Source organism: Streptomyces flaveus (assembly GCF_014647675.1).
Classification (GTDB): Bacteria; Actinomycetota; Actinomycetes; order Streptomycetales; family Streptomycetaceae; genus Streptomyces; species Streptomyces flaveus.
Map to the genome: position 1 here is coordinate 202,620 of NZ_BMPQ01000015.1, position 3,225 is coordinate 205,844.

4 protein-coding genes are annotated in these 3,225 nt (G+C 66.1%); 1 reads left to right on the forward strand and 3 read right to left on the reverse strand.

The window, feature by feature from the left end:
- Positions 1-23 precede the first annotated feature (23 nt).
- The 3 genes from IEZ21_RS27405 to IEZ21_RS27415 form a co-directional block, all read right to left on the reverse strand.
- Positions 24-530: an HNH endonuclease gene (locus tag IEZ21_RS27405; RefSeq protein WP_189324540.1), complete on the reverse strand. Its 507-nt coding sequence runs from the start codon at positions 528-530 to the stop codon at positions 24-26.
- Between the two features lie 146 nt (positions 531-676).
- Entirely contained in the window at positions 677-1,216 is a 540-nt protein-coding gene (locus IEZ21_RS27410) for a YbhB/YbcL family Raf kinase inhibitor-like protein (RefSeq protein ID WP_189324541.1), read from the reverse strand.
- Positions 1,217-1,266: 50 nt separating this feature from the next.
- Positions 1,267-2,052 carry a sporulation protein gene (locus IEZ21_RS27415; RefSeq protein WP_189324542.1) on the reverse strand — a complete coding sequence of 262 codons (786 nt, stop codon included), beginning with the start codon at positions 2,050-2,052 and terminating at the stop codon, positions 1,267-1,269.
- A 173-nt stretch (positions 2,053-2,225) separates the two neighbouring features.
- On the opposite strand from IEZ21_RS27415, the gene IEZ21_RS27420 reads away from it, so the two are divergent.
- Complete coding sequence (locus IEZ21_RS27420) at positions 2,226-2,867, forward strand: DNA-3-methyladenine glycosylase (RefSeq protein WP_189324543.1); 642 nt, start codon at positions 2,226-2,228, stop codon at positions 2,865-2,867.
- Positions 2,868-3,225: the final 358 nt, after the last annotated feature.

Below are 3,225 nucleotides of genomic sequence, written 5' to 3' on the forward strand. Positions count from 1 at the left end.
GGCGGGCCCCAGTCACGTACGCCCTATGCGGCCGGCTGGGCCAGCCACTCCGGCAACGCGTCGAACTCGTCCCGGCCCAGCGCCAGCAGCATCGCGTCCGCAGGCGTCGGCTCGAACGGCTCCCGCAGCAGCGGCATACCCGCCTGCTCCGGAGTCCGGTTCGCCTTGCGGTGGTTGTCCTCCGCACACGAGGCCACCGTATTCAGCCAGGAGTCCCTACCACCCTGCGCCCGCGGCACCACATGGTCCACGGTCGTCGCCCGCCTGCCGCAGTACGCACACCTGTGCCGGTCACGCACCAGAACACCCCGCCTCGACCAAGGAGCTTGTCTTCGAAAGGGCACCCTCACATAGCGGCACAGCCTGATCACCCGGGGCGCCGGTATGTCGACCACCGCTCCGCGCATACGCAGTTCGGGGTGGGCCTGCTCGACGACAGCCTTGTCCTGCAGCACCAGAACGACGGCTCGATTCAACGTCACCGTCGACAGCGGCTCGAAGCTCGCGTTCAGCACCAGCGTGTCCCGCATCCAGCCCACCTCCTATGCGCACCGGCCCACCCCCTGGCGGGCTTGGATCAACTCTGGCCGGGCACGCCGAGATGGACAACGCAATAAAAAAATGCCCGCCTCTGATCAATTCCAAGACCAGAGGCGGGCAAACGTTCAGTGAACGCTCAACTCTCCGCGGGCGCCGCGTACTCGGCGATGAGCTGCGCCCTCGCCAGCGTATGGAAACGCAAGTTGAAGCCCACGAAAGCCGGGGTGGCGTCCGCGTCAGGACCGAGCTTCTCCTGATCCACCGCGTACACGGTGAACACGTAACGGTGCGCCGGGTCTCCGGGCGGCGGCGCGGCACCGCCGAAGTCCTTCGTCCCGTAGTCGTTGCGCGCCTGCACCGCGCCCTCCGGCAACCCCTCGAACTTGCCGCTGCCCGCACCCGCCGGCAACTCGGTGACCGACACCGGGATGTCGAACACGACCCAGTGCCAGAACCCGCTCCCCGTAGGGGCATCGGGGTCGAAGCACGTCACGGCGAAGCTCTTGGTCTCCGGCGGGAAGCCCTCCCAGCGCAGCTGCGGCGAGGTGTTCCCAGCCGCGTAGACCTGAGCGTCCTTCAGCACCGCGCCCGGCTCGACGTCCTCGCTCGTCACCGTGAAAGACGGCACGGTCGGATGGAAGTCATGGGGAAGCGGCGGCCTCTTGGGCTCGGTCACCTCGGCACCTCCTGATCGGTTCTGCTCAGTGGAGTCTTTCGTTCCCGAGCCTAGAACCAGTTACGGCGGCTGCCGACCTCGGACAGCCACTGGTTGAGGTACGCCGCCCAGTCGGTCCCCTGGAAGTCGTTCAGCCCCACCTTGAACGACCGGAACGTGTCGCTGCTCTCACTGAACAGACCCGGCTTCTTGTCCATCTCCAGGACGACGTCCATCTCGCGCTCATCCGCGACGAAGCTCAACTCGACCTGGTTGAGACCGCGGTACTGCTGCGGCGGGAAGAACTCGATCTCCTGGTAGAACGGCAGCTTCTGCCGCGTACCCCGGATGTGACCGCGCTCCATGTCCGCGCTCTTGAACCGGAAGCCCAGCTGAATGAAGGCGCCCAGAATCGCCTGCTGCGCCGGCAGCGGATGCACACTGATCGGGTCCAGGTCACCGGAGTCCACGGCACGCGCGATCTCGAGCTCCGTGGTCACACCGATGTTCATCCCGCGCAGCGGCTGACCGTCGATGGTCGTGATCGGCGTCTCCCACGGGATCTCCAGCCCGAACGGCACCGCGTGCACCGCGTTCGCCTGCAGCTCGAAGGCACCGCCGAGCCGCATCTTCGTGAACTCCATGTTCTGCTGGAGCTCCTGGTCGTTCTGCCCCTCCACCTCGACCCGAGCCTGAAGCCCGACGGAGAGCCCTTCGATCTCCTGCTTCACGGACCCGCCCTGGATCCGCACCTCACCCTGAACGACGCCGCCGGGAACGACATTCACCTCGGTCAGTACCGTCTCGACCGAAGCCCCACCGGCCCCCAGGCTCGCAAGCAGCCGCTTGAACCCCATGTCTTTTCCTCCTCAGGCAACGCCTGTCACTGTCCGGTTCCTTGATCCCTACACACGCGATCCGACCGTGTCCGGTTCCGCGCCCTTTCACCCTGGCAAGCCTCACCCTGGCAAGACGGCCGTTCCCCGGTCACCCCGCTCACCGTCACACGTTTCCACTACGCTCGTACGCCATGATCGCGGCCCCTGACCGTACGCCCCTGCCCCGGGAGTTCTTCGACCGCCCTGTACTGGACGTCGCCCCCGACCTTCTGGGACGCATCCTCGTGCGCACCACCCCGGACGGACCGATCGCGCTCCGCCTCACAGAGGTCGAGGCCTACGACGGCCCGAACGACCCCGGCTCCCACGCGTATCGCGGTCGCACCGCCCGCAACGACGTGATGTTCGGTCCGCCTGGTCATGTGTACGTCTACTTCACCTATGGCATGTGGCACTGCATGAACCTGGTGTGCGGTCCGGAGGGCAGGGCAAGCGCGGTCCTGCTCCGCGCCGGAGAGATCACCGAGGGAGTAGAACTCGCCCGCAAACGTCGACTTTCGGCCCGATGCGACAAAGAACTGGCCAAAGGCCCCGCCCGCCTGGCCACAGCCCTGGACGTCGACAGAGCCCTCGATGGCACGGACGCCTGCGCCCCCGAGGGTCCCCCCCTGACCCTTCTCACCGGCATACCCGTACGCCCCGACCAGGTGCGCAACGGTCCACGCACCGGTGTGGCCGGCGACGGAGGCGTCCACCCCTGGCGCTTCTGGATCGCTGACGACCCGACGGTGAGTCCTTACCGGGCCCATACGCCCCGTCGTCGCCGAACTTGACGCGTCCGTGGGCGATCCGTAATGTAGCCCGAGCCGCTTGAACCGGGTACGGCGTTCAGCCAGCAGCCGGAAGCGGCCAACCCACTACCTACGACTTCCTCTCAGCGAGGGTGAGTTCGGCGCGTCTGCGTGCCGTAATCCAACCTCGCGGGACTCGATTATGAGTTGCCGGGGAGGATCGGTTAACGTAGTGAATGTCGAAAGGCCGCAAGGGAAATCTTGGAGCCTAATGACAAATCCCCTCCGACGGGGAATCGGATCCGAAAGGGTCTGGTAACGTTGGAAACACCGAAGGGAAGCCCGGAGGAAAGCCGCGAGAGAGTCTCTCGGGTGAGTACGAAGGAAGCGTCCGTTCCTT

What these genes read in the sequence shown, in the direction of transcription:
- IEZ21_RS27405 (WP_189324540.1), bottom strand. Translation starts at nt 530, where the DNA reads ATGCGGGACACGCTGGTGCTGAACGCGAGCTTCGAGCCGCTGTCGACG.
- IEZ21_RS27415 (WP_189324542.1), bottom strand. Translation starts at nt 2,052, where the DNA reads ATGGGGTTCAAGCGGCTGCTTGCGAGCCTGGGGGCCGGTGGGGCTTCG.
- IEZ21_RS27420 (WP_189324543.1), top strand. Translation starts at nt 2,226, where the DNA reads ATGATCGCGGCCCCTGACCGTACGCCCCTGCCCCGGGAGTTCTTCGAC.